The organism is Rhizobium sp. 768_B6_N1_8 (genome assembly GCF_051811225.1).
Lineage (GTDB): Bacteria > Pseudomonadota > Alphaproteobacteria > Rhizobiales > Rhizobiaceae > Rhizobium.
Genome location: NZ_JBPWPV010000001.1, coordinates 1571059 through 1587546, shown reverse-complemented (window position 1 = coordinate 1587546; position 16488 = coordinate 1571059). Strand labels below are relative to the sequence as shown.

14 protein-coding genes are annotated in these 16488 nt (G+C 59.6%); 1 reads left to right on the top strand and 13 read right to left on the bottom strand.

Annotated features, from left to right (window positions below):
- Positions 1-70 precede the first annotated feature (70 nt).
- The 13 genes from glmS to pcsA form a co-directional block, all read right to left on the bottom strand.
- Complete coding sequence (gene glmS / locus AB8B33_RS08125) at positions 71-1897, bottom strand: glutamine--fructose-6-phosphate transaminase (isomerizing) (RefSeq protein WP_439014930.1); 1827 nt, start codon at positions 1895-1897, stop codon at positions 71-73.
- Between the two features lie 108 nt (positions 1898-2005).
- Positions 2006-3367 (bottom strand): bifunctional UDP-N-acetylglucosamine diphosphorylase/glucosamine-1-phosphate N-acetyltransferase GlmU, encoded by a 1362-nt coding sequence (gene glmU, locus AB8B33_RS08120; protein WP_439014929.1) that lies wholly within the window; start codon positions 3365-3367, stop codon positions 2006-2008.
- A 64-nt stretch (positions 3368-3431) separates the two neighbouring features.
- A complete protein-coding gene (locus AB8B33_RS08115; RefSeq protein WP_439014928.1) occupies positions 3432-4226 on the bottom strand; it encodes a FadR/GntR family transcriptional regulator in 795 nt (264 codons plus the stop codon).
- Positions 4219-5187 (bottom strand): galactofuranose ABC transporter, permease protein YjfF, encoded by a 969-nt coding sequence (gene yjfF / locus AB8B33_RS08110; RefSeq protein ID WP_037106090.1) that lies wholly within the window; start codon positions 5185-5187, stop codon positions 4219-4221. Before yjfF ends, AB8B33_RS08115 begins: the two co-directional genes overlap by 8 nt.
- A complete protein-coding gene (locus AB8B33_RS08105) occupies positions 5184-6194 on the bottom strand; it encodes an ABC transporter permease (protein WP_439014927.1) in 1011 nt (336 codons plus the stop codon). Before AB8B33_RS08105 ends, yjfF begins: the two co-directional genes overlap by 4 nt.
- Positions 6191-7714, bottom strand: coding sequence for a galactofuranose ABC transporter, ATP-binding protein YtfR (gene ytfR / locus AB8B33_RS08100; protein ID WP_439014926.1), 1524 nt, complete (start codon positions 7712-7714; stop codon positions 6191-6193). Before ytfR ends, AB8B33_RS08105 begins: the two co-directional genes overlap by 4 nt.
- Positions 7715-7832: 118 nt before the next feature.
- Complete coding sequence (ytfQ, locus tag AB8B33_RS08095; protein WP_310389604.1) at positions 7833-8795, bottom strand: galactofuranose ABC transporter, galactofuranose-binding protein YtfQ; 963 nt, start codon at positions 8793-8795, stop codon at positions 7833-7835.
- Between the two features lie 146 nt (positions 8796-8941).
- Entirely contained in the window at positions 8942-10018 is a 1077-nt protein-coding gene (locus AB8B33_RS08090) for a BMP family ABC transporter substrate-binding protein (RefSeq protein WP_439014925.1), read from the bottom strand.
- A 52-nt stretch (positions 10019-10070) separates the two neighbouring features.
- Positions 10071-10991: an ABC transporter permease gene (locus AB8B33_RS08085; protein WP_439014924.1), complete on the bottom strand. Its 921-nt coding sequence runs from the start codon at positions 10989-10991 to the stop codon at positions 10071-10073.
- Positions 10988-12073 (bottom strand): ABC transporter permease, encoded by a 1086-nt coding sequence (locus AB8B33_RS08080; protein ID WP_439014923.1) that lies wholly within the window; start codon positions 12071-12073, stop codon positions 10988-10990. Before AB8B33_RS08080 ends, AB8B33_RS08085 begins: the two co-directional genes overlap by 4 nt.
- Positions 12063-13631, bottom strand: a complete 1569-nt coding sequence (locus AB8B33_RS08075) for an ABC transporter ATP-binding protein (RefSeq protein ID WP_439014922.1) — start codon at positions 13629-13631, stop codon at positions 12063-12065. Before AB8B33_RS08075 ends, AB8B33_RS08080 begins: the two co-directional genes overlap by 11 nt.
- Positions 13632-13670: 39 nt before the next feature.
- A complete protein-coding gene (locus tag AB8B33_RS08070; RefSeq protein ID WP_439014921.1) occupies positions 13671-14651 on the bottom strand; it encodes a quinone oxidoreductase family protein in 981 nt (326 codons plus the stop codon).
- A gap of 11 nt (positions 14652-14662) precedes the next feature.
- The gene (gene pcsA / locus AB8B33_RS08065) at positions 14663-15388 is read right to left on the bottom strand and encodes a phosphatidylcholine synthase (protein WP_113319895.1); all 726 of its coding nucleotides are present in this window, start codon (positions 15386-15388) and stop codon (positions 14663-14665) included.
- A gap of 248 nt (positions 15389-15636) precedes the next feature.
- On the opposite strand from pcsA, the gene AB8B33_RS08060 reads away from it, so the two are divergent.
- Entirely contained in the window at positions 15637-16449 is an 813-nt protein-coding gene (locus AB8B33_RS08060; protein ID WP_113319894.1) for a ferredoxin--NADP reductase, read from the top strand.
- Positions 16450-16488: the final 39 nt, after the last annotated feature.

Genomic DNA, 16488 nt, shown 5'->3' with positions numbered 1-16488 from the left:
CCCCTGTGTCCGCAGGCACAAAACTGCCAGAATTCGGCTTATCATACAATATATTTCGGCCTGTTAGGACTTACTCCACAGTCACCGATTTTGCGAGGTTGCGCGGCTGGTCGACGTCCGTGCCCATGAAGACCGCCGTGTGGTAGGCGAGCAGCTGGATCGGCAGCGAGAAGATCATAGGCGAGATGATTTCATCGACATTCGGAAGCGTGATCGTCGCCATCGTCGGCAGTTTCGAAGCAGCCGCACCGTTCTCGTCGGTGATGAAGATGATTCGGCCGCCGCGGGCTGCGACTTCCTGCATGTTGGAGACCGTCTTCTCGAAGAAACGGTCATAGGGTGCGATGACGATGACGGGCATGTTTTCGTCGATCAGCGCGATCGGTCCATGCTTCAACTCGCCGGCGGCATAACCTTCGGCGTGGATATAGGAGATTTCCTTGAGCTTCAGCGCGCCTTCCATGGCGAGCGGGAAGCTGGTGCCGCGGCCGAGATAGAGCACGTCCTTGCACTTTGACAGTTCGCGGGACAGGCCTTCCATCTGCGGCTGGATGAGATTGAGGACGCGGCTCATGATGCGCGGCATTTCCGCAAGATGGCGTACCATCGCCTTCTCGTCGTCGGCGCTGATCGTGCCGCGCGCACGGCCGGCACCGATTGCCAGCGAAGCAAGCACGGCAAGCTGGCAGGTGAAGGCCTTCGTGGAAGCGACGCCGATTTCCGGCCCGGCCATGATCGGAAAGACGGCGTCGGATTCGCGGGCGATGGTCGATTCCCGCACGTTGACGACGGCGCCGATCTTCAAACCGTTGTCCTTGCAGTAGCGGAGTGATGCCAGCGTATCGGCGGTCTCACCCGACTGCGAGATGAAGAGGGCTGCCTGCGAGGGCTGCAGCGGCATTTCGCGGTAACGGAATTCCGAGGCGACGTCGATTTCGACCGGCAGGCGCGCATAACGCTCGAACCAGTATTTGCCGATCAGGCCGGCGAGATAGGCCGTGCCGCAGGCCGAGATTGCAAGACCGGTCGCGGCCTTGAAATCGATGGCGGATGCATTCGGGCTGATCGTGTTGGCGGCGAAATCCACATAGTGGCTGAGCGCATGGGAGATGACCTCGGGCTGCTCGTAGATTTCCTTTTCCATGAAGTGGCGGTGATTGCCCTTGTCGACCACATAAGCGGTCGCCTGGGAGATCTGCCGCGGACGCTTGACCACCTTGCCGGAGAAATCGAGTACGGTCGCGCCCTCGCGGTTGATGATCGCCCAGTCGCCATCGACGAGATAGGTGATCTCGTTGGTGAATGGCGATAGCGCAATGGCATCCGAGCCCAGGAACATTTCACCCTTGCCGTAACCGATGGCCAGCGGCGGGCCGGAGCGGGCCGCCATGATCGTGCCTGGGTCATTCTTCAGCATGACCGCCAGCGCATAGGCGCCGGTGACGCGGTTCAGCATCTTCAGCACGGCTTCGCGCGGGGAAAGACCCTCGCGCAGATATTTCGCCATCAAGTGGGCGACTACTTCCGTATCGGTCTGGCTTTGAAAGGCAGCGCCCTCGTGGCTCAGCTCGTCACGCAGCTCGGAGAAGTTCTCGATGATGCCATTGTGGACGACGGCGACGCCTTCGACGAAATGCGGATGGGCGTTGGTCTCGTTCGGCACACCATGGGTTGCCCACCGCGTATGGGCGATGCCGGTCGTTCCCGGCAGCGGCTCGCTGTCGAGACGCTTTTCGAGATTGAAGAGCTTGCCCTCGGCGCGGCGGCGATCCATCACACCTTCATGGATGGTGGCGACGCCGGCGGAATCGTAGCCGCGATATTCCAGCCGCTTCAGCGCATCGACGAGACGGCCCGCAACCGGCGCATTTCCGACGATCCCCACAATTCCACACATGCAAACATCCCCTCAGACCTGTCCAGTGAGGCCACTCCTAGCGATTCTCGCTTATTTCTCAATTGGTACGGCGGTCACTTTCGGTTTCCGCCCGTTACGCAAAAAGGCTCAACCCTTGGCCTTTTTCGCCGCCTTAATGGCAAGCGCCCGCTCGCGTAGCAGCTTGGCCCGCTCGGGCTTGATTTCCTGCCGCGCACGGCCGAAAGCCAGCGCATTATCAGGCACATCTGCCGTGATGACGCTACCCGAAGCGATATAGGCGCTGTCCCCTATCGTGACGGGGGCAACCAGCGACGAGTTCGAGCCGATGAAGGCATCCTTGCCGATGACAGTCTCGAACTTGTTCACGCCGTCATAATTGCAGGTGATCGTGCCGGCACCGATATTGGTGCCGGAGCCGATGACGGCATCACCGATATAGGTCAGGTGATTGACCTTGGCGCCCTCGCCGATCTTGCCGTTCTTGACCTCGCAGAAATTGCCGACCTTGGAGCCAACAGAGAGATCGGCACCCGGCCGCAGACGCGCAAACGGACCGACCGTTGCGCCTTCGCTGACATGGGCGCCCTCGATATGCGAGAAGGCATGAATGACCGCGCCGCTATCGATGACGGCGCCGGGACCGAAGACGACGTTCGGCTCGATCAGCGCATCCTGGCCAATCACGGTGTCATAGGAGAGGAAGACCGTTTCCGGAGCGATCATCGTAACACCCGAGAGCATCAGTTCATGACGGCGGCGCTCCTGCCAGAAACGTTCGATCGCAGCGAGTTCAGCACGGTTGTTGCAGCCGGTCATCTCGACTTCAGGCGCATCGACGGCAGTGACGCGGCCACCGAGCGAGCGGGCGATCTCGACAAGATCCGTCAGATAATACTCGCCCTTGGCATTGCTGTTGCCGATGCGTGACAGAAGGTCGAGAGCCTTGCGGCCGTTGATCGCCATCAGGCCGCTATTGCACCACTTGACGGTGCGCTCGGCATCGGTCGCGTCCTTTTCCTCGCGAATGGCAATCAGTTCGCCGTCCTTGACGAGCAGACGTCCGTAGCCGGTCGGACGATCCGTGTGAAAACCAATCACGACGATGTCACTGCCTTCGGCAATCGCCTTGCGCGCCTCGAGCAGCGGAGCCGCCGTCTGGAGCGGCACATCACCGTAGGTCACAAGGATATCGTCATAGCCTTCGGCAATCGCCTCGCGGGCGGCGAGAACAGCGTGGCCAGTACCGAGACGTTGTTCCTGAATGTAGGATTTGATCGTCACGCCGCCGATATCGGCGGCCCTCGCCACTTTCTCAGCATCGCGGCCGACGACGAGGGCCACGGATGAAACGCCTGTCGCGGCCACGGCATCGACGACATGGGCGATCATCGGCCGGCCGGCGACCTCATGAAGCACCTTCGACTTTGCGGATTTCATTCGCGTGCTGTCGCCGGCGGCGAGAATGACGGCAAGGCAGGTGCGTTCCATGGGCAGACTCCGAGAATCCATTGCTAGTCGGCTGTTCTGCCGCTCATAGCAGCAAGGCGAGGCTTCAAAAAGACGAAATCGGCAGGGAAACGATGGGCTCGGAGAGCGCGGAGAAGGCCTCGTGGACGTGATCCCTGCCCTCGACGATGACATCTTCCATCGCCTTGCGTGCCGCTGCGGCATTGCCTGCGGCGATGGCATCGACGATGCGCATGTGGGTTTCGGCGATGTTGGCGAAACCGTTCTGCGAGGGCGGCGTGCTCATGCGGAACATGCCGACAAGTGCCGCCTCGATGAGCCCACCGAGCGTGCGCATGAAGGGATTGTGGGATACCTCGGAAACGGCGAGATGGAAGCGCAAGTCGGCAAGTGCCAGGCTGTCGGACGTGTGGCCGCTTGCGGCCATGTCGAGCGCCAGACCGCGCAGCAATTCGATATCGGCCGCGTTTGCACGCTCGGCCACGAGACCGGCAGCAAATGGTTCGAAAGCCAGGCGGATATCGTAGAGTTGCAGGAGGAATTCTTCGCTCACACCGTTGGCGAAATGCCAGGAGATGATTTCGGTGTCGAACATGTTCCAGAAGTTCTTTTGCGTCACACGCGTGCCGACACGCGCCTTTGCAACGACCATGCCCTTGGCGGCAAGCGTTTTCATCGTTTCACGCAGCACCGTGCGTGAGACCTTGAAGCGCTGCGCCAGCTCTCCATCTCCAGGCAAGATCGTGCCGACGGGATAGATGCCGGCAACGATTGAACGGCCGAGTTCGTCGACGACATGCGCGTGGCTTGTTCGGGTTCTTCGCCCTGCCTTACGGGTTTCAAGCTGTCTGTTGCGCAATCCGATACTCCTCCTAGCCATATCTCCTGTTCAGACTGGAAAGGAAAAGGATGGCCTTCTGCATTACCATGAATGCAAAAAGCAGCAGGCCAATCAGGATTTTCGTCCACCAGCTCGACAGCGTACCGTCGAAGGTGATGTAAGTCTGAATGAGCCCCTGGATCAGCAGACCGATGAAGGTCCCTGCCACGAATCCCGCTCCTCCTGTCAGCAGCGTCCCTCCGATGACGACTGCCGCGATGGCATCCAGTTCGACGCCCACCGCCGCAAGAGAATATCCGGCAGAGGTGTATAGGGAAAAAACGATTCCGGATAGGCCCGCCAGGAAACCCGACAATGCGTAGATCTGGATCGTCGTGCGCGCCACCGGAACGCCCATCAATTGCGCCGTCTGCACGCCGCCGCCCAGCGCATAGACGTTGGTCCCGAAACGGGTGCGGTGGGCGATGAAGATGCCGGTTGCGAAGACGACCAGCATGATGCCGCCGATCAGCGTCAGGCGTCCACCGCCCGGCAGACGGTAGTAGAGGCTGGTCAGCGTCGAATAATATTCGTGATCGATCGGAATGCTGTCGATCGACAGGACATAGGCCATGCCGCGAGCAAGGAACATCCCGGCAAGGGTCACGATGAAGGGTGGCATCTGCAGGAAGTGGATGATCATGCCCATGACCGCACCGAAGGCCGTGGTAATGATGAGAACGATTGCGAAGGCCGCCAGCGGATGAATGCTGGTGTTCTGCAGGACCACGGCCAGAAAGACGCCAGTGAAGGCGATAACGGACCCGATCGACAGATCGATACCACCGGAGATGATGACGAAGGTCATTCCGACGGCGGCAATGCCGAGAAATGCGTTATCCGTCAGCAGGTTGCCGATGACGCGTGTCGACAGCATGTTCGGATATTGCAGCGTGCAGACCGCATAGGCGAGCACGAAGATGACGATCGTTGCAAGGAGCGGCAAATATTTGGAATTCATTTGTGCCCTCCTGCGTCCGTTCGGCGAGTGAAGAAGCTGGCGAGCGATTGCATGGCCGGCGACTGGATGACCAGGATGACAATGATGATGACCGCCTTGATGATGAGGTTGAACTCCGGCGGAAAGCCGGAAAGCAGGATACCGGTGTTGACCGCCTGGATGATCATCGCGCCGATCAGCGAGCCGATGATGCTGAAGCGGCCACCGAGCAGCGAATTGCCGCCGACGACCACGGCAAGGATGGCATCGAGCTCCAGCCAGAGGCCGGCATTGTTGGCGTCCGCCCCCTTGATGTCGGCGGCGACGATGATGCCGGCGATGGACGCGCAGAGGCCGCTCAGCATATAGACCGCCATCAGCAGCACCGGCGTCTGTACGCCTGAAAGCGTGCTCGCGCGCCTGTTGATGCCGACTGCCTCGATCAGCATGCCGAGCGCCGTGCGGCGAACCAGCAGGATGACCAGCAGGGCGGCGATCAGCCAGATGACGACGGGCATGGGCAGGAAGGCGAAGGAGCCGCTGCCGAGAAAGATCAGCCCGTCATCGTTGAAGGTCATGATGACACCTTCGGTGATGAGCTGGGCTATCCCGCGGCCGGCGACCATCAAAACAAGGGTCGCAATGATCGGCTGGATGTTGAGGACGGCAACGAGAAAGCCGTTCCAGAAGCCGCAGAGCAGACCGATGATAACGGTAAGGGCCAGCGTATAGGCAAGCGAATTACCTTCGACGATCGACGAAGCCGCGACGGCGCCGCAGATCGCAATCACGGCGCCGACCGAAAGGTCGATGCCCTTGGTGGCGATGACGAGGGTCATGCCAATCGCCAGCAGCGCCACGGGCGCGCCGCGATTGAGCACATCGATGATGCTTCCATAAAGCCGGCCGTTTTGAATAATCACATCAAGAAACTGCGGGAAGAAGCTGAAATTCAAGAGAAGAACAACTAAAAGCGCAATCAATTGCGGCGCAAGACGAGAGCCCAGCACCTTCAGCGAGGCAGTCATGCATCCTCCGTTCGTTTGTCGGCGGCAGCAATGGCGTCGACGATGCCGGCGGCGGTAATGCGCTCACCGGTCAATTCAGCGATATGTTCGCGATCGCGCAGCACGATGACGCGCGAACTGTAGGCGACCAGTTCTTCCAGTTCCGAGGAAATGACGATCAGCGACATGCCCTTGGCGCACAATTGCTCGATCAGCTTGATGATCTCGGCATGGGCGCCGACATCGATGCCACGGGTCGGTTCGTCCAGGATCAGGAAATCCGGATTTGTGGCGAGCCAGCGGGCAAGGATCGCCTTCTGCTGATTGCCGCCCGACAGCAGCCGGATGGGTTTTTCGCGATCGGTCGTGCGGATATCGAGCGCCTTGATGTATTCGTCGGCAATCGCATTCTGTTCTGCGCGCGAAAGCGGCCGTGCCCAGCCTCGGCGGGCCTGCAGGGCAAGGACGATGTTCTCGCGGATGGACAGGTCGCCGATGATGCCATCGGTCTTGCGGTCCTCCGGGCAAAAGCCGAAACCCTTGCCGATCGCAGCACGCGGGCTTGACAGCGTCACCGGCGACCCATCGATCCTGGCGACGCCGCTGTCGGCGCTTTCGATACCGAACATGAGTTCGGCGGTCTCTGTGCGCCCGGAGCCCAGAAGTCCGGCAATACCGACGACTTCGCCGACACGGACCTCGAGATCGAAGGGCTTCACCTTGCCGCGTTTCCCAAAGCCCTCGAAAGTATATTTGACCTCGCCGGCGGCAATGGTGCGTTCTTTGGCGGCATGTTCCGTCTGGGCGAGTTCGCGCCCGAGCATCATGGCGATCAGGTTCTGCCGTGGCAGTTCGGCCGCCTCGTGCGTACCGACGAGCCTGCCATTTCGCAGCACGGTGATGCGGTCGCCGATTGCATAAACCTGTTCAAGAAAATGTGTAATAAATACAATACCTAATCCGCGCTTCTTCAAGTCATTTATGACGCCAAAAAGCATTTCGACTTCATGCGTATCGAGACTTGCCGTTGGCTCATCCAGAATGAGCACCTTGCCGGAGAGATCGACAGCCCGGGCGATCGCCACGATCTGCTGGACGGCGACCGAGAATCGGTCGAGCTGCGCGGTTACATCGATATCGAGGCCATAGCCTGCTAGAAGTTCGCGGGCATTCCGATTCATGGTGCGGGCATCGATCATGCCGAAGCGCTTCGGCTGGCGGCCGAGGAAAAGGTTTTCCGCAACGCTGAGATTCGAAAGGAGGTTGACCTCCTGGTAGACGGTGCCGATGCCGAGCTTCTGGGCGGCCAGCGTATCGGCCGGATCGATCTCGTGACCTTCCAGCGTCAGGCTTCCGCCGTCGCGGCGATAGGCCCCTGTAATGCACTTGATGAGCGTCGATTTGCCGGCGCCATTTTCGCCGAGAAGCGCATGTACCTCGCCCCGGCGTAACGTGAAATCCACCTTGTCCAGGGCAACGGCGCCGGGGAAGAATTTCGATATGCCTGAAGCTGCGAGAATATTCTCGAAATTGTGAACCATGAGGGTTGCTGTTTCCTGATATTGCGCCTTACGCCTGTACCAAAAACGGGCATGACGCCCTACTGGTACCGGCAGTTCCGCACCGGTCCATGATGGACCGGTGCGGTTCCAGCTGCAATCAGTAACCCTGACCCTTCTTCTCTTCGTAGACCTTCATCGGGTCGTCGGCAGGCGTGTAGAGCTTGGACTCGGTCTGGATCCACTTCGGCGGAGCCTTCTTGTCCTTCAGATAGGCATCAAGCGCATCGAAGGCCGGACCTGCCATGTTCGGCGTCAGCTCAACCGTGGCATTGGACTCACCCTCGGACATGGCCTTGAAGATATCCGGCACGGCGTCGATGGAGACGACGAGGATATCCTTGCCGGGCTTCAGGCCAGCTTCTTTGATCGCCTGGATGGCGCCGACGGCCATATCGTCGTTATGGGCGTAGAGAGCGCAGATATCCTTGCCGCCATTTTCCGCCTTGAGGAAGCTTTCCATGACTTCCTTGCCCTTGGTGCGGGTGAAGTCACCGGTCTGGCTGCGAACGATCTTCAGGTTGTCGTGACCGGCAAGGGCCTCTTCGAAGCCCTTCTTGCGAGCGATGGCCGGCGACGAACCGGTCGTGCCCTGCAGCTCGACGACATTGCACTTCTTGTCGCCGACGGTCTTGACCAGGAAGTCGCCTGCAACCTTGCCTTCATGGACCAGGTCGGAAGTAACAGCTGTCAGATAGAGATCGTCGGGAGCCTTGATGGTACGGTCGAGAAGGATAACCGGAATCTTGGCTTCCTTGGCTTCCTTCAGAACGTCGTCCCAGCCGGTTTCAACGACAGGAGCAACGAGAATGGCATCGACGCCCTGTGCAATGAAGGAACGAAGAGCCTTGATCTGATTTTCCTGTTTCTGCTGTGCATCGGCAAACTTGAGATCGATGCCGCGCTTTTTTGCCTGTTCCTTCGTCACGGTCGTTTCAGCCGCGCGCCAGCCCGATTCCGAGCCGATCTGCGAGAAGCCGACGGTCAAGCCGGCAGCCGAAGCCGAACCGAACATGCAGGCAGCCAAAATCGTGGCACTCAAAAGTGCAGTCTTCAATTTCATGATGTCCTCCCAATGCCGCGTCTCGCGGCGCAGGATCAAAAAATCATATAGTAATACTTTTGTAAATGAGCATTTTAGTATGCACCGCAGCAAAAAAGGCGCCCTTTTCAGGGCGCCTTTTCGCAACTGCGAGTTACAAACTCTGCTTATTGCGCCGGCAGCTTGTCGTCCACGCCTTCGATGTAGAAGTTCATGCCGAGCAGCGTGCCGTCATCGGCCTTCTCGCCGGCCTTCAGCCAGGGCGTGCCGTCCTGCTTGTTGATCGGACCGGTGAAGGGATGCAGTTCGCCGGACTTGATCTTGGCCTCGGTTTCCTCAGCCATCTTCTTTACGTCGTCAGGCATATTCGTGTAGGGCGCCATCTTGAGGATACCGTCCTTCAGGCCGTCCCAGCTCTGCTCGGACTTCCAGGTGCCATCCAGAAGCGCGTGAACACGCTTGGAGTAGTAGTTGCCCCAGGTATCGACGATTGCCGTCAGCTGCGCTTTCGGGCCAGCTGCGATCATGTCCGATGCCTGACCGAAAGCGTGGATGCCACGTTCTTCGGCAACCTGCATCGGTGCGGTCGTGTCGGTATGCTGCGTCAGCACGTCGACACCCTGGTCGATCATGGCCTTGGCGGCGTCGGCTTCCTTGCCTGGGTCGAACCAGGTGTTGACCCAGATGACCTTCAGCTTGAAGCTCGGGTCGATCGACCTGGCGCCCTGCTCGAAGGAGTTGATGCCCATTACGACTTCCGGGATCGGGAAGGAGGCGATGTAGGCAGCGCCGTGGTTCTTCGAGGTTTTGGCAGCGATCTGGCCGAGGATGTAGCGACCTTCATAGAAACGCGAGTTGTAGGTCGCGAGATTCGGGCCGGACTTGTAACCGGTGCCGTGCTCGAACTTGACCTTCGGGAACTTGGCAGCGACCTTCACCGTCGCGTCCATGAAGCCGAAAGACGTGGTGAAAATCAGCTGGCAGCCAGAGCGGGCAAGGCGCTCGATGGCGCGCTCGGCATCCGGGCCTTCCGGAACGTTTTCGAGATAAGGCGTCTCGATCTTGTCGCCGAATTCGGCCTGGACCTGCTGGCGGCCGACATCGTGCGCCTGCGAATAACCGCCGTCATTGTGTGCCCCTACATAGACGAAGCAGACCTTCGTCTTATCCGCTGCCGCGGCAGCAGAGGAAATGCCAATCACGGCTGCTGCCGATGCGGCAAGTGTGAGTGCGAACTTCTTCATGATGACCCCTGTTGGTTTGAAGTTATTCCGGAAACCCGTCCGTGTTCTTGTTTTATCGCTCCGGTACGAAGGCTTTTCCAAGCGACGCGGGCGTGTTGATCAACGTCGTGCGTCGATTATGAGAAATGATGATGAGAACTACAATAGTCGCGGCGTAGGGCAGCATCGAGAGGAACTGCGCGGGAATGCCGAGGCCAAAGGCCTGCGCATGAAGCTGCAGGATCGTGACCGCGCCGAACAGATAGCCACCGGCAAAAACCCTCCACGGACGCCAGGAGGCAAAGACGACAAGCGCCAGCGTGATCCAGCCGCGGCCGGCCGACATGTTCTCCACCCATTGCGGCGTATAGACGAGCGAAAGCTGCGCACCGGCGAGACCCGCGCAGGCACCGCCGAACATGACGGCCAGATAGCGCGTGCGGATGACGTGAATGCCAAGCGCATGGGCCGAGCCGTGACTGTCACCTATTGCCCGGACCTTCAGGCCGGTCCGGCTCTTGAACAAGAACCAGCTGACGCCGAGGAGCAATGCGATTGACAGATAGAAGATCAGGTCCTGCTTGAAGAGCACCGGGCCGATAACCGGAATACCGGACAGGAGCGGAATGTCGATCTCCTCCAGCCGGATACCCGGTACGCTGACATAGGGCTCGCCGAGCTGGCCGGAGACGCCAAGGCCGAGAAGGGTCAGCGCCAGGCCGGTTGCCACCTGGTTTGCCACCAATGTCAGCGTCAGGAAGGCAAAGAGCAACGAAAACAGCCCGCCCGCGACGATGCCGCAGATGATGCCGACATAGGGAGAGCCCGAGATCTGCGCACCGGCGAAGGCGGCGACAGCGCCCATAATCATCATGCCCTCGACACCGAGATTGAGGACACCGGAGCGCTCCGTCACGAGTTCGCCGAGTGCGGCGATGACGAGCGGCGTGGAGGCGGTAATGACCGTCAGAAGAATGGCTTCGAAGATGCTCATGCCACGCCACCCCTGACCCGCGACCAGACGATGCGGATTTTGTAATAGATCAGCGTGTCACAGGAGAGCACGAAGAAGAGGATCAGCCCCTGAAAGACACGCGTGACCTTGTCCGAAACACCGATCGAAAGCTGCGCCGCCTCACCACCCAGATAGGTCAATGCCAGCACCAGACCCGAAGCGATGATGCCGAGCGGATTGAGGCGGCCGAGGAAAGCGACGATGATGGCGGTGAAGCCATAGCCCGGCGAAATCGCCGGCTGCAGGTGGCCGATGGAACCCGAAACCTCGCAGATGCCGGCAAGGCCTGCCAGCGCGCCGGAAAAGAGGAAGCTGAACCAGATCATCTTCTTCGAAGAGAAGCCTGCAAAGCGCCCTGCCCGTTCCGACTGGCCGAGCACGACGATCTCGAAGCCCTTCAGCGTGAAGCGCATCATGAACCAGACGAGCACCGCCGCAATAATGGCGAAGATGAAGGCCCAATGGGCGCGTCCCGATTCCTCCCAGATCGTCGGCACAATCGCCTCCGGCGCGAAATCGCGCGAGACCGGGAAATTAAAGCCTTTGGGATCACGCCATGCGCCCCGGATCAGCCAGTCGAGAAACAGCTGGGCGATATAGACCAGCATCAGCGAGGTCAGGATCTCGTTGGTATTGAAATGCGCCTTCAGGAGTGCCGGAATGGCAGCAAACAGCGCGCCGCCGAGCGCGCCCAGGATCAGCATCAGCGGCAGGACGAGCGGCGAATGCCAGTCGTAGAAGACGATCGGAATATATGAGCCGGTGATCGCGCCGATGGTGAACTGGCCTTCGGCGCCGATGTTCCAGTTGTTGGAGCGATAACAGACCGCGAGACCGACGGCGATCAGGATCAGCGGTGCGGCCTTGACTGCCAATTCATGCAGCGACCACACTTCCAGAAGCGGCTCGAGGAAGAAGGCGTCGAGCGCTTCGACCGGATCCTTGCCGAGCATGGCGAACATGATAGCGCCGAATATCAGCGTCAGGACGAGAGCGAGAAGCGGTGAAACGAAGGCATAGAGTTTCGAGACCTGCGGGCGCTTTTCAAGCTCAATGCGCATGAGCAGCCTCCGCAACATGCTTGCTTTCATGCAGCCCGCCCATCAGCAGGCCGATCTTCTCGCGCGTGAGTTCACCTGCCGCATAAGGTTTCGAAAGACGTCCCTCGGAAATGACAGCGATATCAGTCGCGACTTCGAAGATCTCGTCGATATCCTGGCTAATGACGACGACGGCCGAACCCGCCTTTGCCAGGTCCACCAATGCCTGACGGATGCGGCTTGCGGCACCAGCGTCCACGCCCCAGGTCGGCTGATTGACGACCAGAACGGAGGGCTGACGATCAAGCTCGCGGCCGACAATGAATTTCTGCAGGTTGCCGCCGGAGAGCGAGCCTGCGGCTGGGTCATCTCCGCTCTTGCGCACGTCCATGGCTTCCGAAATGCGACGTGCGGCAGATTTTACTGCGCCGTAGCGGATGATGCCGAGGATGCCGAGGAAGGCTTTGCGGTCGGACTGGCTGCGGGCCAGCACCAGATTATCGGAGAGTTTCATGGTGGAAACGGCCGCATGGCCATGCCGCTCTTCCGGCACGAAGCCGGCACCGAGCAGGCGGCGCGCGGTAATGCCCTGCGCTCCGACCGGCTTCTTGCGGATCACGATCGCTTCGGCCGAGGTGACAGGATATTCGCCTGACAGCGCATCGAAGAGTTCGCTCTGTCCATTGCCCGCAACGCCGGCGATCGCGAGGATCTCGCCCGACCGTACCGTCATGGAGACACCGCGCAGCGGCATGGCAAAGGGCGTGCGTGCAGCGACGGAAAGGTTCGAGACCGCAAGCTGCACATCACCCTTGTCACTGCGCTCGGGATGCGTGACGGAAGCTACCTCGCTGCCGACCATCATGCGGGCGAGAGAGGCTGGCGTCTCCTGCTTCGGATCGCAGGCGCCGGTTACGCGGCCATGACGCAGCACGGTGGCGCGATCACAGATGCGCTGCACTTCTTCCAGTCGGTGGCTGATATAGAGAACGGAGCGACCCTCGGCGCGCAGCTTGAAGAGGGTTTCGAAGAGCTTGTCGGCCTCCTGCGGCGTCAGCACCGATGTCGGCTCGTCGAGAATAATAAGCTTCGGGTTCTGCAATAGAGCGCGAACGATCTCGATCCGCTGGCGCTCACCGACCGAGAGATCGGCGACATGGGCGTGCGGATCGAGCGGCAGGCCATAGGCCTGCGACAGCGCCCTCGCCTCTTCGGCGATCCTGCCGATCGGAATGCTGTCATCAAGCGAAAGCGCGATGTTTTCCGCAACGGTCAGCGCCTCAAACAGCGAGAAATGCTGGAAGACCATGCCAATGCCGAGCTTCCGGGCCTCGCCCGGCGAGGTGATCGTGACCGACCTGCCCTCCCAGAGGATATGCCCGTCCGTCGGCTCCAGAACGCCGAACAGCATCTTGACCAATGTCGATTTGCCTGCGCCATTTTCGCCGAGGAGCGCATGAATTTCGCCCGGCGCTATATCGAGATCGATTTCATTGCAGGCGGCAAAGCTACCGAAGAATTTCGTCAGCTTCTGGACCGATAATAACGTACCGGAAGCCGGCACATTCAATGGCGACACGTTCCCCTCATTTCTTCTGCCGACCGGTCCGTTCGGATCTCATGGAATCAGCAGCGTCGTTCCGGTTGTTCTTCTTGTTTCCAGATCTGCGTGGGCCCGCCCAACCTCACGCAGCGGATAGGTTTGGTTGATATTGATACGCACTTTGTTGCTGCGCACAACATCAAATAGATGGTTTGCACAATCGGTTAGCTCCTGACGTGAGGCGATATAGGTGAAGAGCGTCGGCCGCGTGGCATAGAGCGAGCCCCTCTGGGCGAGATGCGCCATGGTAAAATTCTCGATCGCGCCCGAGGATTGGCCAAACGACGCGAAGAGCCCGCGCGGCTTCAGGCAATCAAGTGATTGCGGGAAAGTATCGCGGCCGATCGAGTCATAGACCACGTCCACACCCTTGCCACCGGTGATCTCCCGCACGCGCTCTGCGAAGTTCTCGGTCTTGTAGTTGATGACATGATCATAGCCATGTTCGAGCGCCAACTGGACCTTGTCGGCGGAACCTGCCGTGCCGATGACGGTTGCACCGAGCGCCTTCGCCCACTGGCCGGCGATGAGGCCGACGCCGCCGGCTGCGGCATGAAACAGCAGCACGGTCTCGGGGCCGACCTTGAAGGTTCGGTTCAACAGATATTCCGCCGTCATGCCCTTCAGCATCATGGCAGCGGCCGTTTCCAGGCTGATGCCGTCAGGCACCTTTACCAGATGTTTCGTCTCGATATTGCGTTCCGCGCTATAGGCGCCATCGGCACTGGCATAAGCGACGCGGTCGCCCACGGCGAAATCGGCTGCGCCGGGGCCGACGGATGTGACGACGCCGGCGCCTTCCTTGCCGGTCACGAAGGGCAGATGCGGCGCCTTGTAGGTGCCGTCGCGGAAATAGACGTCGATGAAATTCAGTCCGACCGCTTGCTGGCGGATCTGCACCTGCCCCTCAGAAGGCGGCGGCAGATCGATATCGACATATTCGAAAACCTCGGGACCACCGTTTCTGGAGAAAGAAACCGCTTTCGTCTTTGTCATCTCAGTCTACCTCATTTACGTCCAAGCGCCGGGAAGAATTGGAGCACGGCACCGATAACGTAAAGATAGATCCCGCTCACGATGAAGAGAACGACCGCCCATTGCGGCATGTCGAAATACTTCAGCAGCGAATAGGCACCGAGTGCCGACCACAGCAGAAAGACGCCGAGGTTCAAAGGGCGCAGACGCTGGACCCGTACGGGGTGCAGGAAGTTGATCGGCAGGAAAGTCAGGATCACGGAGACAGTGACGACGATAAAGGCGGTCATTTCGCTCGCATGCATGACGAAGAGCGTGAAGACCACCATATTCCAGACGACGGGGAAGCCGGAAAAGAAATACTCCTCCGTCTTCATGCCCATATCGGCATAATAGATGGCACTGGAAACGACGATCATGCCGGCGGCCGCAAAGGACCAGGGCTCGCCGATCATGCCGCTCTGATAGAGCGCAAAAGCCGGCAGCAGCACATAGGTCACGTAATCGATGATATTGTCGAGCGTATCGCCGGACCAGTTGGGCAGGACTTCCTTGACGCGCACCTTGCGGGCGATCGGCCCGTCGATGCCATCCACCAGGAGTGCCAGGCCCAGCCACCAGAACATATCGACGAAACGATGCTCGGCGGCGGCCACCACACCGAGAAAGGCGAGGAAGGAACCGGACGCCGTCAGTATATGGACGGAAAATGCGCGCATTTCCGCGTAAGGAACGCGCTTGTAATTGAAGATTTTCATGTTCCCCCGTGACCACCTGTCGCGCCCCGCGCCGCGGCGGGCGTCATTTTTCGCCTAATATGCATCCTTTGAATAGCTTAGCCAGCGCAAAAGCGACAGTTCATCACAGGCCAAGAATCCTGACCGTGACATGCATATTTCGCTCCCCAGCCGTGCGATGGAATGGATTGCCTTTAATTCAGCGAGGTTTTGTAATATCTGCCTCGCATGCCGATGATCATCCTGCGAACGACGAGCCCGATATCGAAATGAACGCTCCTGCAAAGACCGAAGAATTCGCCTCCGCCATTCCCGCCGGCGTTTACGCCGAGACGGTGCTGAGCGTGACGCATTACACTGACCGGCTCTTCCGTTTCACGATGACCCGGCCGGATGGCTTCCGTTTCCGTTCGGGCGAATTCGCGATGATCGGCCTGATGGTCGAAGGCAAGCCGGTCTTCCGCGCCTATTCGATCGCAAGCCCGGCCTGGGCCGAGGAGCTGGAATTCTTCTCCATCAAGGTGCCGGATGGCCCACTGACCTCGCATCTGCAGCTCATCAAGCCGGGCGACCAGGTGCTGATGCGCAAGAAGCCGACGGGCACGCTGGTTCTCGACGCGCTCACCCCGGGCAAACGCCTCTACATGTTCTCGACCGGCACCGGCGTCGCGCCGTTCGCGAGCCTCATCCGCGATCCGGAAACCTACGAGAAGTTTGACGAGGTCATCCTCACGCATACGACACGCGAGATTTCCGAGCTGAAATATGGCTTCGATCTCGTCCACGAGATCCAGAACGACGAGCTCCTCAAGGAAGTCGTCGGCGACAAGCTGCGCCACTATGCGACCGTCACCCGCGAAGATTTCGAATATCGCGGCCGCATCACTGATCTTATTTCCTCCGGCAAGCTCTTCACCGATCTCGGCGTTCCGCCGATCGATCCGGCGATCGACCGCGGCATGATCTGCGGTTCCTCCGCCATGCTGAAGGACACAAAGGAGCTTCTGGAAAAGGCCGGTCTCGAAGAAGGCGCCAACAGCAAGCCCGCCGAATTCGTGATCGAACGCGCCTTCGTCGGCTGAAGCCAGAAAATAGATTTCCAGGTAACGGCTCCGGAAACG

Excerpts from the sequence above, each read along its gene's own strand:
- AB8B33_RS08080 (WP_439014923.1), bottom strand. The coding sequence starts at position 12,073 with ATGCGCATTGAGCTTGAAAAGCGCCCGCAGGTCTCGAAACTCTATGCC.
- glmU (WP_439014929.1), bottom strand. The coding sequence starts at position 3,367 with ATGGAACGCACCTGCCTTGCCGTCATTCTCGCCGCCGGCGACAGCACG.
- yjfF (WP_037106090.1), bottom strand. The coding sequence starts at position 5,187 with ATGAATTCCAAATATTTGCCGCTCCTTGCAACGATCGTCATCTTCGTG.
- AB8B33_RS08060 (WP_113319894.1), top strand. The coding sequence starts at position 15,637 with ATGAACGCTCCTGCAAAGACCGAAGAATTCGCCTCCGCCATTCCCGCC.
- AB8B33_RS08090 (WP_439014925.1), bottom strand. The coding sequence starts at position 10,018 with ATGAAGAAGTTCGCACTCACACTTGCCGCATCGGCAGCAGCCGTGATT.
- ytfR (WP_439014926.1), bottom strand. The coding sequence starts at position 7,714 with ATGGTTCACAATTTCGAGAATATTCTCGCAGCTTCAGGCATATCGAAA.
- AB8B33_RS08105 (WP_439014927.1), bottom strand. The coding sequence starts at position 6,194 with ATGACTGCCTCGCTGAAGGTGCTGGGCTCTCGTCTTGCGCCGCAATTG.
- AB8B33_RS08085 (WP_439014924.1), bottom strand. The coding sequence starts at position 10,991 with ATGAGCATCTTCGAAGCCATTCTTCTGACGGTCATTACCGCCTCCACG.
- AB8B33_RS08070 (WP_439014921.1), bottom strand. The coding sequence starts at position 14,651 with ATGACAAAGACGAAAGCGGTTTCTTTCTCCAGAAACGGTGGTCCCGAG.
- AB8B33_RS08115 (WP_439014928.1), bottom strand. The coding sequence starts at position 4,226 with ATGGCTAGGAGGAGTATCGGATTGCGCAACAGACAGCTTGAAACCCGT.
- glmS (WP_439014930.1), bottom strand. The coding sequence starts at position 1,897 with ATGTGTGGAATTGTGGGGATCGTCGGAAATGCGCCGGTTGCGGGCCGT.
- pcsA (WP_113319895.1), bottom strand. The coding sequence starts at position 15,388 with ATGAAAATCTTCAATTACAAGCGCGTTCCTTACGCGGAAATGCGCGCA.
- ytfQ (WP_310389604.1), bottom strand. The coding sequence starts at position 8,795 with ATGAAATTGAAGACTGCACTTTTGAGTGCCACGATTTTGGCTGCCTGC.